The sequence below is a fragment of the Streptomyces sp. NBC_01288 genome (assembly GCF_035982055.1).
In the GTDB taxonomy this organism is placed as follows: Bacteria; Actinomycetota; Actinomycetes; order Streptomycetales; family Streptomycetaceae; genus Streptomyces.
In genome coordinates, this window is the sequence record NZ_CP108427.1 from 7,536,274 (window position 1) to 7,554,090 (window position 17,817).

Below are 17,817 nucleotides of genomic sequence, written 5' to 3' on the forward strand. Positions count from 1 at the left end.
CTGGTGCCGTACACAAGGTTCGATGCGTGGTGTCGCGGATTTGTTCGCGGGAGAAGGTAAGAGAATCCGCGTGCCGCCGTGGAGCGGTCCCTGTGATGGCGGTCCGTGTGATGTCAGGCCGTGTGAGGTCAGTGGACGCGCGGTCGGCACCGCCGTAGCTCGGGAGCCGGTCTGCCGGTCACGAGTTCGTCCGCGACGAGTCGTCCGACGGTGGGCGCCAGGGTGACGGCGGAGTGCATGACGGCGACGTAGACGGACCGGTCGTGTGTCGCGTACCCGATGACGGGTCCGTGCGCGGGCATGGGGCGGCTGCTGGTGCGGTGCCCCAGCAGGCGGCATCCGTCGCTTCCTCGGAAGGCCGTCTTGAGGTGCCGGAACGCGTCCTGCGCGGCCCGCTCACGGTTTCGCGCCGTGCCTTCGGCCTGCGGCACGACCAGCAGGAGGTGGCCGTCCCGTACCTCTCGGACCTCGAAATCAGGGCTCGCCACGATGGTCCTGACCAGGCCCGGGGGCGCTGCGACCCGCGCGAGGGTGGCCGGGGAGGCGGCGATGGCCAGGTCGGCCGGTAGCCGCTCGCACAGTCGGGGGACGGCGGTTCCGGCCGTGAGTACGACGGTGGTGGCGGGGTGGAGCCCGGTCGATGTCAGGACTCCCTCGACGCGCCCGTTGCTCACGCGCAAGGAGGTGACCTCGGTGTCATGGAGCACGGTCGCTCCGTGGGCACCGGCGGCTTCAACGAGTGCGCGGGACACGGCCGTTGGGTCGACGCCCGCGTCGCTCGGGGTGTGCACGGCCTGGTCGGGCGGGTGCCGGAGGTCGGGCTCCAGAGCGGCGATGTCGCTTCGCCCGATGCGGAACCGGCCCGGCCCCGACTGCCGTGAGCCCTCAGCCGGTACGTCGGCCCAGGACAGCGAGCCGGTCCTTCGGACGGTGACCTGGGGCAGCTCGTTCTCCAGGCGCCGGTAGTCCGCCAGGACGTACTCGCGGAGATCCCGCGCTCCGCCGGGCCAGTCGCCGCCCGAGCCGCCGATCCAGGCGAAGGAGTCTCCGGTCACCCCGGCGGCCGGTTCCGGCCCTTGCTCAAGCAGAGTGACCGGGACGCCTCGCCGGGCCAGGTGGTAGGCCACCGAGGAGCCGACGATTCCCGCACCTACGACAACAACGGCTGACATGAGATCTCTCCGGCAGGTCGACGACCGCTCAGGCTGGGGCTGTAAACGTAGAGACACCGTCGGGTCGATGCCGGGACGGTGCAACGGGACGTGCCGAGCCTCTCCTCGCCCACACCAGAGCACGGCAATCCAATACGGCCTGGCGCACTGGAAGTTCACGGCATGGGCAGGATGTCCGGCGTGACATCACACTCCGCGCAGGTGAGTCGGTCCCGACCGTTCTACGCCGATCATGCCGCGGCCTATGACCTGCTCATCACTGATCCGGTGGAACCCTGGGTCGACGCGGTCCACGACGTGCTCGTACGGACCGGCCACTACGCGGCGTCGGTGCTGGACGCAGGCTGCGGTACCGGTCGGCATGCCGCCGCCCTCGCGGCCAAAGGGCACCGTGTCGACCTCGCCGATGCGGCCGTCACTCTCCTGGACCAGGCGGCGAAGCGGTGTCCCGCAGCGCGGCGCTATCAGGCCGACCTGTGCTCTCTTGACGTCGGATCGCCCTACCAGGCGGTGATCTGCCGCGGCGTGCTGAACGACATGATCACCGATCTCGAACGTGACGCGGTGCTCGTCTCCCTCGAGAGCAGTCTGCGGCAGGGCGGTCTGCTGATACTCGACGTCCGCGACGAGCACGGGTCCCGGGCCCGCGCGGACGGGACGCCCCATGAACGGACAGTGGAACTCGGCCCGGGGAAACTGCTGATCTTCACCAGCACCGTCACATGGCAGGCGGGACTGCTGCGTGTTCACGAGCAGTACGACCTTCTCGCAAGGGACGAGCCTCGGCGCAGGTCGAGCTACGACTTCACGATGCGTCCGTGGAGCAGGGCGGAACTCCGTGAGCGTCTGTCCACGGCAGGTTTCCACGACATCGAGATCGGACCCGGAGTCGGCCGGAAGACCGCCGACCGGCTGTTCATCGTCGCCGTCCGGCGCTGACCGAGATGTGTTTACGCGGGGCGCCCTTCCGGCTCAGCAGGGTTCTCACCCGCTCGCGTCGCCGCTCGGCCGTCCCGTCGTGGCCGGACTGTTCCAGGAGTTCCGCTATGTCGCCGCGGGCGACAAGCCCATGACGGGGCATCAACTGCCGTGCCGCTTCGGTGAGACAGGCCCGCGCGACGGCGTGAGCGACACCCGGTTCCCAGGCGAGCCGTGTCGTGGTCAGGTCCTCCGGCCCGGCCAGTGCCGCCTCCAGTCGGGCGACGACTGCCGGGACGCGTCCGTACGCGCGCCGTGCCGAGTACCCCGGCCGCCCGGTGTCGTACCAGAGGAACCACTCGGCTACGGCCCCCGCGTCCCGCTTGCGCCCGACAGAGCGCGGCGACCGACAGGAGCTGCGCTGAAAGTTCTTTCTCCTCCTTTCATGACTCTTGCTGCAACCCTTGCGTCGGCGATACGGTCTCGCCGGGGTCGGACCCGAACTGAGCCGTAATCGCAAGGAGTTCACGCCTGTGATACCGAGATGGCCGGCGCCCCGCACGCGCCGTACCGAGCGACGGAGAAGGGCCACCGGCGTCATCGTCGCCGCACTCCTCGCGGCGTTCGTCCAACCCCTCGCCGCCCACGCCGCGACCCCGCCCGCACCCCCGTCGGACGCGAAGCTGGCGGCCACGCCCGCCCGGCACGACGACACCCGCGAGCAGTTCTACTTCGTGATGCCGGACCGGTTCGCCAACGGCGACACCGCCAACGACCAAGGCGGGCTTACCGGTTCACGTCTCAGCACCGGCTACGACCCCACCGACAAGGGCTTCTACCAGGGCGGCGACCTCAAGGGCCTGACAAAGAAGCTCGACTACATCAAGGGCCTCGGCACCACCGCCATCTGGATGGCCCCGATCTTCAAGAACCAGCCCGTGCAGGGCACGGGGAGCGATGCCTCCGCCGGCTACCACGGTTACTGGATAACCGACTTCACCCAGGTCGACCCGCACTTCGGCACCAACAAGGACCTCGCGACCCTCATCGCCAAGGCGCACGCCAAGGGCATGAAGGTCTTCTTCGACGTCATCACCAACCACACCGCCGACGTCGTCGACTACGAGGGCAAGTCCTACGACTACCTCTCCAAGGGCGCCTTCCCGTACCTGACCAAGGACGGGCAGCCCTTCGACGACGCCGACTACGCGGACGGCAGGAAGACCTTCCCCTCCGTCTCCACCTCCTCCTTCCCGAAGACCCCGACCGTCCCCGCCGACAAGGCGAACGTGAAGGTCCCGTCCTGGCTCAACGACCCGACGATGTACCACAATCGGGGCGACTCGACCTACGTCGGCGAGAACGCCACCTACGGCGACTTCTCCGGCCTCGACGACCTGTGGACCGAACGCCCCGAGGTCGTCAGCGGCATGGAGAAGATCTACGAGAAGTGGGTCCGCGACTTCGACGTCGACGGCTTCCGCATCGACACCGTGAAACACGTCGACATGGACTTCTGGACCCAGTGGGCCACCGCACTCGACAACTACGCGGCGCAGCACGGCCGGAAGAACTTCTTCATGTTCGGCGAGGTCTACTCCGCCGACACGTCGGTCACTTCGCCGTACGTCACCCAGGGCCGCCTGGACGCCACGCTCGACTTCCCCTTCCAGGACGCGGCCCGTGCCTACGCCTCCCAGGGCGGCAGCGCGCAGAAGCTCGCGAGTGTCTTCGGCGACGACTACAAGTACACGACCGACAAGGCGAACGCGTACGAGCAGGTCACCTTCCTCGGCAACCACGACATGGGCCGCATCGGCTACTTCCTCGACCAGGACAACCCGAAGGCCACCGACGCCCAACTCCTCGCCAAGGACAGGCTCGCCAACGAGCTGATGTTCCTCAGTCGCGGCAACCCCGTCGTCTACTACGGCGACGAACAGGGCTTCACCGGCTCCGGCGGCGACAAGGACGCCCGCCAGACGATGTTCGCGTCGAAGGTCGCCGACTATCTCGATGATGATGAGATCGGCACCGATCGGACTGCCGCCGGCGACGCCTACGACCCAACTGCCCCGCTGTACAAGGAGATCGCCGCTCTCTCCAAGCTGCGCAAGGACAACCCGGCCCTCACCGACGGCGTCCAGACCGAGCGCTACGCAGCCGACGGCGCCGGTGTCTATGCCTTCACGCGGACCGGCAAGAGTGCCGAGTACATCGTCGCCCTCAACAACGCCGACACCGCGAAGACGGTGACCTTCGCGACCGGTTCGCCGGACATGAAGTACCGGGGGATCTACGGTACTTCGGCCACCGCGACGAGCGGCGCCGACAACAAGGTCACCGTCACCGTCCCGGCCGGTGCCGCGATCGTCCTCAAGGCGGCCGGTGCCCTCGCCAAGCCCGTCACCAAGCCCACGATCACCCTCAAGACGCCGGACGCGGGCGCCACCGGCACCGTCGAGTTGAGCGCCGACGTCACCGGCGGTCAGCTCGACCGGGTCGTCTTCGCCGCCCAGACCGGCAACGGCAAGTGGCGGACCCTCGGCTCCGCCGACCACGCCCCGTACAAGGTCACGGAGGCGATCGGGAAGGACGTACCGGCCGGAACCGCCCTGCGCTACAAGGCCGTTGTGGTCGACTCGACCGGACGCACGGCGAGTGCGACGGCCGTTTCCACCACCGGCACCCCGCCCGCCGAGGAAACCCCCACCGCCTCCTCGCGCGACTACGCGATCGTCCACTACAAGCGCACCGACGGCGACTACGACAACTGGGGCCTCTACGCCTGGGGCGACCTCGCCGACGGCGAGGCCACGACCTGGCCGGCCAGTCACCCCTTCGCCGGCCGCGATGCCTACGGCGCCTTCGCCTACGTCAAGTTGAAGCCCGGCGCTACGAACGTCAGCTTCCTGGTGATCGACAAGGACGGCGACAAGGATGTCTCCGCCGACCGTTCGATCGACGTCTCGCAGACCGGCGAGGTGTGGATCGAGCAGGGCAAGGAGGCCGTACAGACACAGCGGCCCGACTATCCGGCGCAGGACACCACCAAGGCCGTCATCCACTACCACCGCGCGGACGGCGACTACACCGGCTGGGGGCTGCACGTCTGGACGGGTGCCGCGAGCCCCACGGACTGGTCGAGCCCGCTCCAGCCGGTGAAGACCGACGCGTATGGCGCTGTCTTCGAGGTGCCGCTCAACTCCGGTGCCACCAGCCTCAGTTACATCATCCACAAGGGTGACGAGAAGGACCTCTCCGCCGATCAGTCGCTCGACCTCAAGACCAACGGCAACGAGGTCTGGCTCTTGAACGGCCAGGAGAAGTACCTCCTGCCGCAGCCCGCCGGGAGCGCGGCCGCCCTCGACCTGACCACCTCCAAGGCGGTCTGGATCGACCGGAACACGGTCGCCTGGAACGGCTCGGATGCTGCCGCCTCTACCCAACTCCTCTACTCCCACGACGGCTCGATCGCCGTGAAGGACGGCACGCTGACGAGCGACGACGAGCGCTGGCTGCGCCTGTCGAAGACCACGCTCACCGACGCCCAGAAGGCCAAGTTCCCCTATCTGAAGGACTATTCGGCCTGGTCGGTCGATCCGCGTGACCGCGACCGCGTCAAGGAGGCCTTGAACGGGCAGCTCGTCGCCTCCCAACGGGCCGTGAACGGCGCGGTGTTGGCGGCCACCGGCGTGCAGATCGCCGGAGTGCTCGACGACGTGTACGACTCCGCGACCAAGGCCGACCTCGGCCCGACCTTCCACAACGGCCTTCCCACGCTGGCCGTTTGGGCGCCGACCGCGCAAAACGTGTCCCTCGACCTCGACGGCTCGCTGAAGAAAATGAGCCGGAACTCCACCACCGGCGTCTGGTCCGTCACCGGTCCCGCCTCCTGGAAGAACAAGCCGTACCGGTACGTCGTGAAGGTGTGGGCGCCGACCGTCCAGAAGCTCGTCACCAACGAGGTCACCGACCCCTACTCGGTCGCCCTCACCACCGACTCGAAGCAGAGCCTCGTCGTCGACCTCGGCGACAAGTCCCTTGCCCCGAGCGGCTGGTCGAGCCTGAAGAAGCCCAAGGCGGTGGCGTTGAAGGACGCCGAGATCCAGGAACTGCACATCCGGGACTACTCGGTCGACGACAAGACGGTCCCCGCGAAGGACCGAGGGACCTACCTCGCCTTCACGGACAAGAGCAGCGACGGCTCGAAGCATCTGCGGGAGCTGGCCAAGTCCGGGACGTCGTACGTGCATCTGCTGCCCGCCTTCGACATCGCCACCATCCCCGAGAAGAAGTCCGAGCAGGCGGTCACCGGCTGCGATCTCGCCTCCTATGCCGCCGACTCGGAGAAGCAGCAGGAGTGCGTGGCGGCCGTCGCCGCGAAGGACGCCTACAACTGGGGTTACGACCCTTACCACTTCACGGTTCCGGAGGGTTCGTACGCGACCGACCCGGACGGCACCGGCCGTACCGTCGAGTTCCGCAAGATGGTCAAGTCGCTGAACGAGGACGGCCTCAGGGTCGTCATGGACGTGGTCTACAACCACACGGCGGCCAGCGGGCAGGCGGACTACTCCGTGCTCGACAAGATCGTGCCCGGCTACTACCAGCGGCTCCTCGCCGACGGCAGCGTGGCCACCTCCACCTGCTGTGCCAACACGGCGACCGAGAACGCCATGATGGGCAAGCTCGTCGTCGACTCCGTGGTCACCTGGGCCAAGGAGTACAAGGTCGACGGCTTCCGCTTCGACCTCATGGGCCACCAGCCGAAGGCCAACATCCTCGCCGTACGCAAGGCACTTGACGCGCTGACCCTCGCGAAGGACGGCGTCGACGGCAAGAAGATCATCATGTACGGCGAGGGCTGGAACTTCGGCGAGGTCGCCGACGACGCCCGTTTCGTGCAGGCCACGCAGAAGAACATGGCCGGCACGGGCATCGCGACCTTCTCCGACCGGGCCCGGGACGCCGTACGCGGCGGCAGCCCCTTCGACGAGGACCCGGGTGTGCAGGGCTTCGCCTCCGGGCTCTACACGGACCCCAACTCCTCTACGGCGAACGGCACTTCGGCCGAGCAGAAGGCCCGCCTCCTGCACTACCAGGACCTCATCAAGGTCGGCCTGAGCGGCAACCTCGCCAAGTACCGGTTCACCGACACCGACGGGAAGGACGTCACCGGCGCCGAGATCGACTACAACGGCGCTCCCGCCGGGTACGCGGACGCGCCGGGCGACGCCCTCGCCTATGTCGACGCGCACGACAACGAGTCGCTGTTCGACGCGCTGACCTACAAGTTGCCGGCCACGACGAGTGCTTCCGACCGGGCCCGGATGCAGGTCCTCGCGATGGCCACCGCCACGCTCTCGCAGGGGCCGTCCCTGTCCCAGGCCGGGACCGACCTCTTGCGCTCCAAGTCACTGGACCGCAACTCGTTCGACAGCGGTGACTGGTTCAACGCGATCCACTGGAACTGCGCGGACGGCAACGGCTTCGGGCGGGGTCTGCCGTTGGCGGCCGACAACGCGTCCAAGTGGCCGTACGCGAAAGGCCTGTTGACGTCGGTCAAGGTGGGCTGCGGGCAGATCGACGGGGCCTCGGCCGCGTACCAGGATCTGCTGAAGATCCGTACGACCGAGCCCGTCTTCTCGCTCGGCACGGCCGGGCAGGTGCAGTCGGAGATGTCCTTCCCGCTGTCCGGGAAGGACGAGACGCCCGGGGTGATCACCATGGAACTCGGTGATCTGGTGGTCGTGTTCAACGCGACGCCGAGCGCGCGGGAGCAGAAAGTGGAAGCGCTGGCCGGTACCGGCTACCGGCTGCACCCGGTGCAGGCGGCGGGCGCGGACGCCACCGTGAAGTCGGCCTCGTACACGAAGGTTTCGGGCACCTTCGCCGTTCCGGGACGCACTGTGGCGGTATTCTCCCGGACACCCTGAAAGCGCATTACCGTAGTGGGGCAGGCTGTGGACACCGGCCTGCTCCACCGGTGTGTCAAAGGGCCAGGTCTGAGAAAAATGGACGTCAACGGCAAACTGACGCATGCGACCGTGTTGGTCGTGGACGACGAGCCGGCGAGCCGGTTCGCGGTCGAAAGTGTGCTGAGCCGCGCCGGGCACCGGGTCCTCGCGGTCGGCAGCGGCGCCGAGGCGCTCGACGAACTCGATGTGCGGCTGCGCAAGGGGAACCTGCCCGACGTGGCGCTGATCGACGTGCACCTGCCGGACATGAGCGGATTCGACCTGTGCCGGCTGCTCAAGGAGCGGCCGCGTATGGCGGGTCTGCCGGTCGTGCACGTCTCGGCGCTCGCCGCGCCCCCGAGCGACCGCTGCCAGGCGCTCGACGCGGGCGACGAGGCCTTTCTGACGGTGCCCGCGGAGCCCGAGGAGATCGAGGCGGCGGTCCGGTCCGCGGTCCGCGCCGCCCGGCTGCGCGCCGACGACCAGGCGCTCGTACGACGGCTGACGCTGCTCTCGGAGATGATCGTCACCATTCAGGCGGCGCGCTCCCTCCAGGAACTCGTCGACGTCGCCGCCGACGGCACCGCACGGCTCACCGGCACCCCCGCCGCCGTGTTCGTCCTCGACCGGGACGACCAGCTGTACCGCGGCCTGCCCCGGGACCGCACCGCGGTCGCGCTGCCGGGCGAGGACGCCGACCGGGCCGTGGCCCGACTGCTGCGGCGGCTCTCGCAGGGGCAGTCCGGGGTGCAGATCACCACGGTGCCCGCGCCGCTGTGGCCCACCGGGTTCTTCCGGCCCGGCGTGGAGCACGACGCCCGGCTGGCGCTGGTCCTCACCCAGGAGGGCCGGGCCCCGGTCTGTCTCGCCGCCCCCACCCGCGGGCTGCGCCGGGTGGGCCCCGAGGCCGGCGCACTGCTGGCGCAACTCGCGCAGGCCACCGCGCTCGCCGCCGAGCCGCTCCTCATGTACCAGGTCGAGCGGCATGTCGCCCTCACCCTCCAGCGCAGCTTCCTGCCCACGCCGGACCGGCTGCCCGAACTCCCGGGCGTCGACACGGTCGTACGGTACGTGCCGGCCTCCCAGGACACCGAGATCGGCGGCGATTTCTACGCCGTCCTGAAGGTCGCCGGGGGAGTGCTGTTCGCCGTCGGCGACGTCGTCGGGCACTCGCTGGAGGCGGCCACCGTCATGGTGGAGATGCGGCACGCCCTGCGCGCCTACTGCGTCGACGAGAGCGACCCGAGCGTCCTCGCCGAGCGGCTGGACCGGATGCTCCAGCACTACCACCAGGAGACCACGGTCACCGTGTGCCTGGCCCTCGTCGACCCGGACACCGGGCGCACGCTCATCGCCAACGCGGGTCACATCCCGCCGCTGATCATCCGGGACAACGGCAGCGCGGACTACGCGAAGGCGGCCGGCCCGCTGCTCGGCGTGGGCCTGCCCCATCCGCCGCCCACGGAGCTGTTCCTCGAACCCAGCGACCGGCTCCTCATGATCACCGACGGCCTCATCGAGACCAGGGGCACGGACATCTCCGTGTCGATGGAACACCTCCGCGCGGCCGCCTCCGGCGCGCTGCCCGGCCTGGACGCCCTGTGCGACACGCTGCTGGACTGCTTCGGTGTCGACCGGGACGACGACATCGCGATGCTGGCGCTCCGGCTAGGGTGAGCGCGTTGTTGGCCTAGAACAGGGGAAGCCCATGCCGCAGATCACCGTCGACCACTCCCACACGATCTCCTTCGACCAGGACGGTTTCTCCCGTGCGCTGCACGAGGCGGTCGTCGAGATCGCGGCCGCGAAGCCGGAGGCGTGCAAGACCCAGTTCCGCCCGAGCGAGTACACGGCCTTCGGGTACGAGGGTCTCGACGAGCTGGGACACACCGTCGTCCACATCACCCTCGGCCTGCTCGCCGGACGCACCGCGGAGACCAAGGCCAAGCTGACCGAGAAGGTCCTGGAACTCCTCCGCGAGTACATCGACGAGGACGGCTCGGTCCTGCACGCCTCCGCCGAGGTGCGCGAACTGGACGCGTCCTACCGGAAGTTCGAGCGCTAGAGCCTGTTCTACGGCAGCTAGGACGCCAGCGCGATCAGCCGGACGACGAGGTCGGTGAACGGCCCGTCGCCCGGCTCGTTCCGGAGGGACTCCCGCAGCAGCGCGGCCAGTTCGTCGTCGTACGCCGCGCTCACCGCCGCCAACGCCCCGAAGTCGTGCACGAGTTGGCGTTCCAGGTCGGCGCGCGGGATGCGTCGGCCGTCCAGCCAGATCAGGGCCGTCGACTCGACCAGCGAGATCCAGGAGCGAATCATCAACTCCAGCCGGGCGGGCGGCTGTTCGACCTTCATGTGGGACAGGATCTGGAGATACGCGGCGTGCCGCACCCCGTCGACCAACGCGTTGGTGGTGGACGAGCCGACCGCCGGACCGCCGCGCATCAGCGCCGCGAAACCGGGCCCGTGGTCGTCCACGAAGTCGAAGAACCGGCCCATCACCCGCAGCAGCCGTCCCCCGAGCGAGCCCTCCTCGGCGACCACGAACCGCTCGGCCAGATCGTCCGACGCACGCTGCAACGCGGCCTCGTACAGGCTGAGTTTGCCGGGAAAGTAGTGGTAGACCAGCGGCCGGGAAATGCCCGCGGCCGCGGCTATCTCGTCGATGGAGACCTCGTCGGGCGAGCGATGGCTGAACAGGTCGAGAGCGACGCCGATCAACTGCTGTCGCCGTTCCTCGACTCCCATCCTGCGGCGAACCCCGGTACTCATGCGAACACCTTACCGATCGGAACCGGCCCTCAACGGCCCGGTCCACCCAAGGTCGTTCACATGTCCAACACGATTCGCTCACCACGGGCCCGCGATACACAGATCAGCATCGAGTCATCACGCTCCGCGTCCGTCAGCAGCTCGTCCCGGTGCTCCACCTCCCCTTCCACCACCCGCTGCCGACAGGTTCCGCAGAACCCCTGTTCGCAGGAGTAGAGCGTGTCGGGCAGCTCGGCCCGTACGGCGGCCAGCACCGTGGAGTCGGCCGGCACGGTCAACGTCCGCCCGCTGCGCCGGAGTTCGACCTCGAAGGCCGCGTCACCGCGGCTGCCGTCCGGCGAGGTGCGGGGCGCGAAGCGTTCGAGGCGTACGTCCGGGAAGCACTCCGCCACGGACGCCATCAGCCCCTCCGGCCCGCAGCAGTAGACGGCGGCGCCCTCGGGCAACTCCCCGAGCAGCGCGTCGAGTTCGGGCCGCCGCCCGCTCACGACGGTGACCCGGTCCGCGCCGAACTCCGCCAACTCCCCGAGGAACGGCATGGAGTTCGGCGTACGGCCCACGTACAGCAGCCGCCAGTCGGCTCCTTCCGGCAGTGCCCGCAGCATCGGCAGCACCGGGGTGATCCCGATCCCGCCGACGACGAAGACATACGCGGGCGCCTCGACGAGCGGGAACCGATTGCGCGGCCCCCGCACCTCCAACTCCGCGCCCACCCGCACCTGTTCGTGCACCTCGCGCGACCCGCCCCGCCCGTCCTCGACCAGCCGCGTCGCGACCGTGTACGACGAGGTGTCCGCCGGGTCCCCGCACAGCGAGTACTGCCGCACCAGCCCCGACGGCAGCACCAGATCGATGTGCGCCCCGGGTTCCCACCGCGGCAAGTCCCTTCCTTCCAGCCGCAGTTGTACGACGCCCTCGGCCATCGTCTCCCGCGCCGCGACCCTCAGCCTCAGTGCCCGTGAGCGCGGCCGGCCGGAGATCGGCGGGTCCAGCGCGGGCAGCGGCCACAGGGGCGAGGCCCGCACCCGGCGCCGTAGCGCGCGGCGGGTCAGCAGGGCGGCGCCCGCCAGGACGGCGACGGTGAGAGGCTTCGGCACTACTCCGCCCTCTTCTCGGCGGCCACCGCGGCGGGTGAGGACGCGAGGTAGGCGACGGCCTGCTCGGTGCTGCCCTCCTGCGAGGGGTGGTAGGCGCGGCTCAGGTAGCGAGGTATGGACCTGAGCATGTCCCCGGTGGCGGGCAGGGTGCCGCGCTTTCCGGCGACGTAGAAGTCCTTGAAGCTCACGTGGGCGTCGACGAGGGTCGGGTCGTTCGCCATGAAGAAGCGGGACCCGCGCTGCCACAGGAACATCAGGGCGGCGAACGCGGTCGCCCAGGTGCGGGCGCGCCGCCGGTAGCTGCCGTCGACGTGCGTGAAGAGGTCGAAGGCGACGGACCGGTGCTCGACCTCCTCGGCGCCGTGCCAGCGCAGCAGGTCCAGCATGGTCGGATCGGCGCCGCGCCGGTCCAACTCCTCGGCGTTCAGCACCCAGTTGCCGAGGAACGCGGTGTAGTGCTCGATCGCCGCGATGATCGCGACCCGCTCCAGCAGCCACCACTTCCGGGCCTTGCCCGGGGGCAGCGTGCGGTCGCCGAGCAGCTTCTCGAAGAACCAGTCGACCTGCGCGGTGTACGGCGTCGGGTCGAGGCCCAACTCCTTCAGGTGCGGGAGGACCTCGTCGTGCGCCTGGGAGTGCATCGCCTCCTGGCCGATGAACCCGATCACGTCCGCGCGCAGCCGGTCGTCCCGGATCAGGGGCAGCACCTGCTTGTAGACGTGCACGAACCACCGCTCACCGGCGGGCAGCAGCAGGTGCAGCACGTTGATCGTGTGCGTGGTGAACGGATCGCCGGGCACCCAGTGCAGCGGGGTGCCCTCCCAGGAGAAGGACACCTTTCGGGCCTTGAGCGGCGTGTTAGACATGGCGTCAATGTACTGACGGGTAAGTCCCTGGGGAACCCTTGTGCGGAGACTTGTTGACGTGAATGTCAGCTAGGGGGCGAAGGAGCGCCGGCTGAGGTCAAGCACCCTGAACGGGCGCGGGGCTGTATCTATGTGCGGCTCTGCCGCGTGGGCGCGACCAGCCACGACGGCCCCGCACCCGACGACGCACCCACCCCGCGGAGCGCTAACGCAGGCCGCTGATCGTGGTGCCGTCGTCCAAAGTCCCCTTCAACTCGGCCTGAACACCCTGTTTGGTCTTCACGGCGAGCAGCGCACCCCGAGCCGAGCCACTGACCCCACCCGTCGCACTCACCGCCTCCGTGCCCTTGCTACCCGCCGCCAACAGGAACCAGTGCCCCGCCGCCGACTTCCACAGCACCCCGGCCAGCACGTGCGGATCACGCACCCCGCACGCCGCCACGCCAGAGGCCTTCGCGGCGACCGCGCCGTAGATCCCGCCCGGCGTACGGAACTGGGCCAGCACCCGCTCGCCGCCGCCCTGCCAGGTCTCGGCCCGGGTGCACACCCACTCCGCCGCCCCGCTCGCGTCGGGCAGCGGCTGCGCGGCGAACTGCCAGGCGTTCACGGTGCGTACGCCGAGCGAGCGCATCGCGCCGAGGGAGCAGGCGAAGGGCGCCCACGCGTGCTGGGCCGCCGCGCCGGACACCTCGTGGACCGCGCCGGGGCGGCCGGCGGTGAGGTGCGCCGGGACCAGTTCGCCGAGGTCGCTCATCAGGCGGGTGCCGGTGTCGTCGGTCAGCTGGAGCACGTTCCACGACGTGCACGCGCCGGTCGCCTGCGCGGGGCTGGCCAGCGGCGAGGTGATCCCCTCGGTGATGGTCATGGGCAGCGCGCCGGCGTTCGGCTTCTGGAGGTCGCGCTCGGCCGCCTTCTTGACCCAAGGGGCCGTCAGATAGCGGACGTTGCCGTCGGCGCGGTCCAGGACCACCGCGTTCGCCTCGGACCCGGTCGCGCCGTCGACGCGCGCGAAGTCCAGCGCCGCCCCCTTCGTGCCGTCCTTCGGTTCGGCGTAACGGGCGATGCGCAGACCGTCGTAGAGGATCACCACGCGGGCGTTGTCGACCGTGCCGGCGTAGAGGAGCTGGGGCGGGCCCGCCGGGCCGCCGGAGGGGGTGCCGGGGGTGGCCGAGACCTGGACGGACTCGCCGGGGCGGGCCCAGACGGCGAGGGCGCGGCGCAGCAGGGCGGTGTCCTCGGTGAGGTCGCCGCGGGCGGGCCAGACGGAGAAGTCCTCGCGCGCGGAGGACTCCCACGCGGTGGGCGCGATCCTGATCAACTTGCCCGGGTTCAGGGCTGCTTGGGACGCCGGGTTCTGCGCGTACGCGGGTGCGGCGGCGCCGTCCGGGCCCCAGCCGCCGCCGGGCATCGCGAGCAGCGCGCCGCACACCGCGACGGCCGCCGCCGCGGCGAGCGCGGCCTTGCCGTGCTGGCGGCGGCGCATCAGGTCGGTGGGCCGGGCGTGCAGCGAACAGGGGTCGAACTCCGGGGAGTCGAGGAGTTCGTACTGCGCGGGCGCCTCGTCGGCCTCGCTCAGCGCCTCGTCCACCTCGTCCGCGTCCACGCCGGCCGCCGCGAGCACCCTGCGTACGTCGCCGTCGGGCAGCTTCTCCAGGCCGCGCAGCACGTACACCGCGCGGGCCGGGCCGGACAGCGCCGACAGCCGCTGGTCCAGGGCGAGTTCGTCGGCGCCGCCCGAGCGCGGGAAGAGCCGCAGACCCCGCACCTGGGGGAGCAGCGGCGGGAGCTGGGACCGCTTGGGCCATGCCCGGAACGACAGCGGGAGGCCCGCCTCCAGTGCCGTACGGACGACGTTGAGGCGCACGAAGGCGTAGCCCGGGTCGACGTCGCGGCCGGTCGACTGGGCCGGGATCACGGACGCGGACGCGCGGCCTCTGGGCAGGGCGCGTTGGGTGAGGGCGTGCGCGGTCAGGACGCGCCGGTTGCGGCCGAGGCTCGGGGGGAGCACCAGATAGGCGAGCCGGACGAGCCGTGGATAGTGCTCGACGAGCGCGGCCTCGGCCTGTTCGACATCGACGACCGGGTCGGTGGGTGAAGCTGCGGGGCGCTTGGCGACATCCTGTGACTGCACGTTCAGCAAAACGAGCGAATGGTGAGTTGGTCACCGCCGCCCGGGGGACTCGGCCCTCCGGTCAGCCCTCGGGGTCGACCAGCGCCCGCGCGTAGTTCGCCATCGACCGCTGGTAGCGCGGCAGATGGGGCGCGAGGGCGCCCAGCACGAGGGACAGGCCCTCGCGGTCGCGGCCCAGGCTGGACAGACACAGGGCGAGGCACGCGCGGACCGCGTCGTCCAACTCGTCCGAGGGGGCGTCGAGTTCGGGAGTGAGCAGCTTGACGCCCTCCTCCGCCTGCCCGATGTTCCGTAGGGAGCTGGCGAGTTGGATCTTCGCCCGGCGCCCCTTGTAGCCGCTGTCCTCGCTCAGCCCGCGCGCGAGCGCCTCCCGGTACAGCGGAGCGGCCTTGTCGGAGTGCCCGGTGGAGTCCCAGGCACAGGCCTGTTCGAACGGCCGTAGCGGACTGCCGTCCGGCAGCTCGGCGACGAGCGCGTCGATCAGGGCACGGAACTCGGGCGCTCGCTCCTCGGGATAGTCGTCGAAGCTCGCCCAGGCGGCGGTCACACGGTCGTCCCAGCCCTCTTGATCCATGGGCGCCACCCTCGCACACGCGGCCGGCCGATGACCATGGATTTGAGCGCTGGGCGCTTCGGGGCCGTATCGGATGAGACGGCCCCTCGCCGGGGTGCGTCGCGGCATGCTTTTGTTGACCGGACGACCGGAGGAACGACAGATGAGGTTGACCCGACCGATGCTCGCGATGGCCGGCGCCGCGGCGGCGCTGGCGCTGGTGGGGTGCGGTGCCGACACCAAGGCCGCGACCGTGCCGACGGAGGCCACCGGCAGCCTGGAGAGCCTGGCCGCCAAGGTGAAGTGCACGCCCGACATCCAGACCGACGCCGACGAACTCCGCCAGGCCATCTGCAAGATGAGCTACGGCAAGTTCGTCCTCGCGACCTTCGCCACCGACCGCGGCCAGCGCGAGTGGATCAACGACGCGAAGGACTACGGCGGGTTCTACCTCGTCGGCCGCAAGTGGGTCGCCGTGGGCACCGACACGATCGTCAAGAAGTTGCAGACCACGCTCGGCGGCAACGAGGAGATCGGCGTCGACCACTCGAAGCACACCAGCTGAACTCCCGTACGGACACACGAAAGCGGGCGGTGGGAGAAACCCACCGCCCGCTTTCGCGTTACCGGGTCTTACCGGTTACTACTCGCGCTCACTGGCACTGCTTGCCGGCGTTGATGCAGTTGGCGATCTTCGCCGCCAGGTTGTTCTTGGTGACGCTGATGAAGTCGTCGTGGTCGGTCGACGGCTTGTGCAGCTGCTCCGGGAATCCGTCCACCGCGTAGGCGTTCTTCACGGTGCCGTCCGCCTGGAGGGTGGGGGGCGTGATCTTGTAGACCAGGCTCATCGTCAGCTGCGGGATGGCCTTGAAGCCGTTCCCGCAGACACCGCTCGCCGGGTCCGCGAAGGCCACGTGCGTACGGTGGTTGGCGCTGTCGATGTTCACGCCGTCCCAGCAGCTCTGGAACGCGAAGGTGCGGACCACGTTGCTGCCCTGCGGGCAGATCGGGTACTGCTCCGTCAGCTGGACCTTGCTCTCGAAGCCGGTGCAGCTCCAGTGCGCGTTGGCGTTCGCCAGACCGTTGGTGAGGGTCTTGGCGTCACCGGTGATGATGCGCAGGAACTGCGGCATCGCGACGACCTTGGCGGCCGGCGAACCGACGTACTTGATCGTCGCCGACTGCGCGGTCAGGATCTTGCCGACGTTGCCTTCCTTGCCACCGCCGTCCGCGTTGGCGTCGAACTCCTGCGAGCCGTCCTGCACACGCACGACCGGCCAGTAGTACGACGAGAGGTCACTCTGGTTCTGGCAGCTGGAGGGGGCGGCCAGCAGCGAGTCGTTCGTGGAGAACGCGTTGACCTTCTGGTTGCCGACGTAGTCGTGCTCGTGGTGCGCGCCGTTGGTCACGCCGGGCGCCACGATGACGTTGTCGGTGTTGTGGTTCTTGTTCGCGTTGACACCGCACTTGGTGGTGAACGTACCGGTCGAAGCCTGGCCGCTGTTCTGCGGCTTCGCCAGTACGTTGTTCGCCACCTTCGTGATGTCCACGAAGTCTGCCGCCACCGGGCCGTTGCCGGCCTGGCCGCCGTTGTTGGCGGGCGGCGCCGCGGAGGCACTCGCGCTCGCGCTCGGCGCGGCGGTGTTCTGCCCGCCGCCGTTGTTCTTGCCGCCGCCCTTGCCGCCGTTGCCCCGACCGCCGCCGCGACCTGCCGTGGTGGTGTTGGTGGCGTTCTGCGTGGTGCAGGCGGCGAGCTGCTTCAGCGCGGTGGCATTGACGGAGCCGCCCACTCGCTGGATGTCGATGCGAATGCGGTCGATCGTCGCGGCCCGCTTCTCCTTGAGGGGGCCGACGATCGCGTTCTGTACGAAGCTCGCGTCATTCGCCTGGGCCTGACGCGTCGACGCGAGTCGGGCGTAGGCCTCGGTGATCTGCTTGTCGAGGTTCGCCAGTTCGACGGCGACACCCTGACGAGCCTTCTGCGGCACGTTCGTCAGCTGCTGGCCGACGTCCGGGCAGGCGATCGTGGCGACCTGCGCCGAGGCGGCCGCGGCCTTGGTCTCGTTCTGGCCCGAGTTGGACTCGTGCGCCGAAGCGTTCATCTGTGCCCAGAGCAGCCCGCCCCCACCGAGCGCTAGGGCAGCCGATGCGGCAATGGCCTTGGTGGCCAGCGGCGTACGGCGTTTACGATCATTGCGTCCCATGGAACTCCTCTGACTTCCTTGCGGGGCAGCGAGGCGCCCGACAGGAGTGAAGCGGCGCCCTTTGATACGCAGGGGGTCCCAGGAGTGTTCAGCCGTCTCAGAAACTGATGAGAGATTCTTGGGTAAGTCCCCTCCCAACTGCCC

The 17,817-nt window shown here is 69.5% G+C and carries 12 protein-coding genes; 5 read left to right on the forward strand and 7 right to left on the reverse strand.

Annotation, left to right across the window (positions count from 1 at the left end):
- Positions 1-128: 128 nt before the first annotated feature.
- Entirely contained in the window at positions 129-1,172 is a 1,044-nt protein-coding gene (locus OG194_RS34005) for an NAD(P)/FAD-dependent oxidoreductase (RefSeq protein WP_327404592.1), read from the reverse strand.
- Positions 1,173-1,373: 201 nt separating this feature from the next.
- On the opposite strand from OG194_RS34005, the gene OG194_RS34010 reads away from it, so the two are divergent.
- The 4 genes from OG194_RS34010 to OG194_RS34025 all read left to right on the forward strand — a co-directional run bounded on the left by OG194_RS34010 (position 1,374) and on the right by OG194_RS34025 (position 10,115).
- The gene (locus OG194_RS34010) at positions 1,374-2,111 is read left to right on the forward strand and encodes a class I SAM-dependent DNA methyltransferase (protein WP_327404593.1); all 738 of its coding nucleotides are present in this window, start codon (positions 1,374-1,376) and stop codon (positions 2,109-2,111) included.
- A gap of 512 nt (positions 2,112-2,623) precedes the next feature.
- Positions 2,624-8,029, forward strand: a complete 5,406-nt coding sequence (gene pulA / locus OG194_RS34015; RefSeq protein ID WP_327404594.1) for a pullulanase-type alpha-1,6-glucosidase — start codon at positions 2,624-2,626, stop codon at positions 8,027-8,029.
- 78 nt (positions 8,030-8,107) lie between these two features.
- Entirely contained in the window at positions 8,108-9,727 is a 1,620-nt protein-coding gene (locus OG194_RS34020; protein ID WP_327404595.1) for a fused response regulator/phosphatase, read from the forward strand.
- A 31-nt stretch (positions 9,728-9,758) separates the two neighbouring features.
- The gene (locus OG194_RS34025) at positions 9,759-10,115 is read left to right on the forward strand and encodes a 5-carboxymethyl-2-hydroxymuconate Delta-isomerase (RefSeq protein ID WP_327404596.1); all 357 of its coding nucleotides are present in this window, start codon (positions 9,759-9,761) and stop codon (positions 10,113-10,115) included.
- A 17-nt stretch (positions 10,116-10,132) separates the two neighbouring features.
- Here the strand turns inward: OG194_RS34025 and OG194_RS34030 are convergent, their stop codons facing one another.
- The 5 genes from OG194_RS34030 to OG194_RS34050 all read right to left on the reverse strand — a co-directional run bounded on the left by OG194_RS34030 (position 10,133) and on the right by OG194_RS34050 (position 15,490).
- Entirely contained in the window at positions 10,133-10,822 is a 690-nt protein-coding gene (locus OG194_RS34030; protein ID WP_327404597.1) for a TetR/AcrR family transcriptional regulator, read from the reverse strand.
- Between the two features lie 56 nt (positions 10,823-10,878).
- A complete protein-coding gene (locus OG194_RS34035; RefSeq protein WP_327404598.1) occupies positions 10,879-11,919 on the reverse strand; it encodes a PDR/VanB family oxidoreductase in 1,041 nt (346 codons plus the stop codon).
- On the reverse strand, positions 11,919-12,785 hold the full coding sequence (locus tag OG194_RS34040) for a metal-dependent hydrolase (RefSeq protein WP_327404599.1): 867 nt from the start codon (positions 12,783-12,785) through the stop codon (positions 11,919-11,921). The genes OG194_RS34035 and OG194_RS34040 overlap by 1 nt, the downstream gene beginning before the upstream one ends.
- Positions 12,786-12,990: 205 nt before the next feature.
- A complete protein-coding gene (locus OG194_RS34045; protein WP_327404600.1) occupies positions 12,991-14,916 on the reverse strand; it encodes a hypothetical protein in 1,926 nt (641 codons plus the stop codon).
- A gap of 61 nt (positions 14,917-14,977) precedes the next feature.
- Positions 14,978-15,490, reverse strand: a complete 513-nt coding sequence (locus OG194_RS34050) for a tetratricopeptide repeat protein (protein WP_327404601.1) — start codon at positions 15,488-15,490, stop codon at positions 14,978-14,980.
- Between the two features lie 142 nt (positions 15,491-15,632).
- On the opposite strand from OG194_RS34050, the gene OG194_RS34055 reads away from it, so the two are divergent.
- A complete protein-coding gene (locus OG194_RS34055) occupies positions 15,633-16,034 on the forward strand; it encodes a hypothetical protein (RefSeq protein ID WP_327404602.1) in 402 nt (133 codons plus the stop codon).
- A gap of 88 nt (positions 16,035-16,122) precedes the next feature.
- Here the strand turns inward: OG194_RS34055 and OG194_RS34060 are convergent, their stop codons facing one another.
- Positions 16,123-17,673 carry a DUF1996 domain-containing protein gene (locus OG194_RS34060; protein WP_327404603.1) on the reverse strand — a complete coding sequence of 517 codons (1,551 nt, stop codon included), beginning with the start codon at positions 17,671-17,673 and terminating at the stop codon, positions 16,123-16,125.
- Positions 17,674-17,817 lie beyond the last annotated feature (144 nt).

Excerpts from the sequence above, each read along its gene's own strand:
- OG194_RS34030 (WP_327404597.1), bottom strand. The coding sequence starts at position 10,822 with ATGAGTACCGGGGTTCGCCGCAGGATGGGAGTCGAGGAACGGCGACAG.
- OG194_RS34060 (WP_327404603.1), bottom strand. The coding sequence starts at position 17,673 with ATGGGACGCAATGATCGTAAACGCCGTACGCCGCTGGCCACCAAGGCC.
- OG194_RS34020 (WP_327404595.1), top strand. The coding sequence starts at position 8,108 with ATGGACGTCAACGGCAAACTGACGCATGCGACCGTGTTGGTCGTGGAC.
- OG194_RS34040 (WP_327404599.1), bottom strand. The coding sequence starts at position 12,785 with ATGTCTAACACGCCGCTCAAGGCCCGAAAGGTGTCCTTCTCCTGGGAG.
- OG194_RS34025 (WP_327404596.1), top strand. The coding sequence starts at position 9,759 with ATGCCGCAGATCACCGTCGACCACTCCCACACGATCTCCTTCGACCAG.
- OG194_RS34050 (WP_327404601.1), bottom strand. The coding sequence starts at position 15,490 with ATGGATCAAGAGGGCTGGGACGACCGTGTGACCGCCGCCTGGGCGAGC.
- OG194_RS34055 (WP_327404602.1), top strand. The coding sequence starts at position 15,633 with ATGAGGTTGACCCGACCGATGCTCGCGATGGCCGGCGCCGCGGCGGCG.
- OG194_RS34005 (WP_327404592.1), bottom strand. The coding sequence starts at position 1,172 with ATGTCAGCCGTTGTTGTCGTAGGTGCGGGAATCGTCGGCTCCTCGGTG.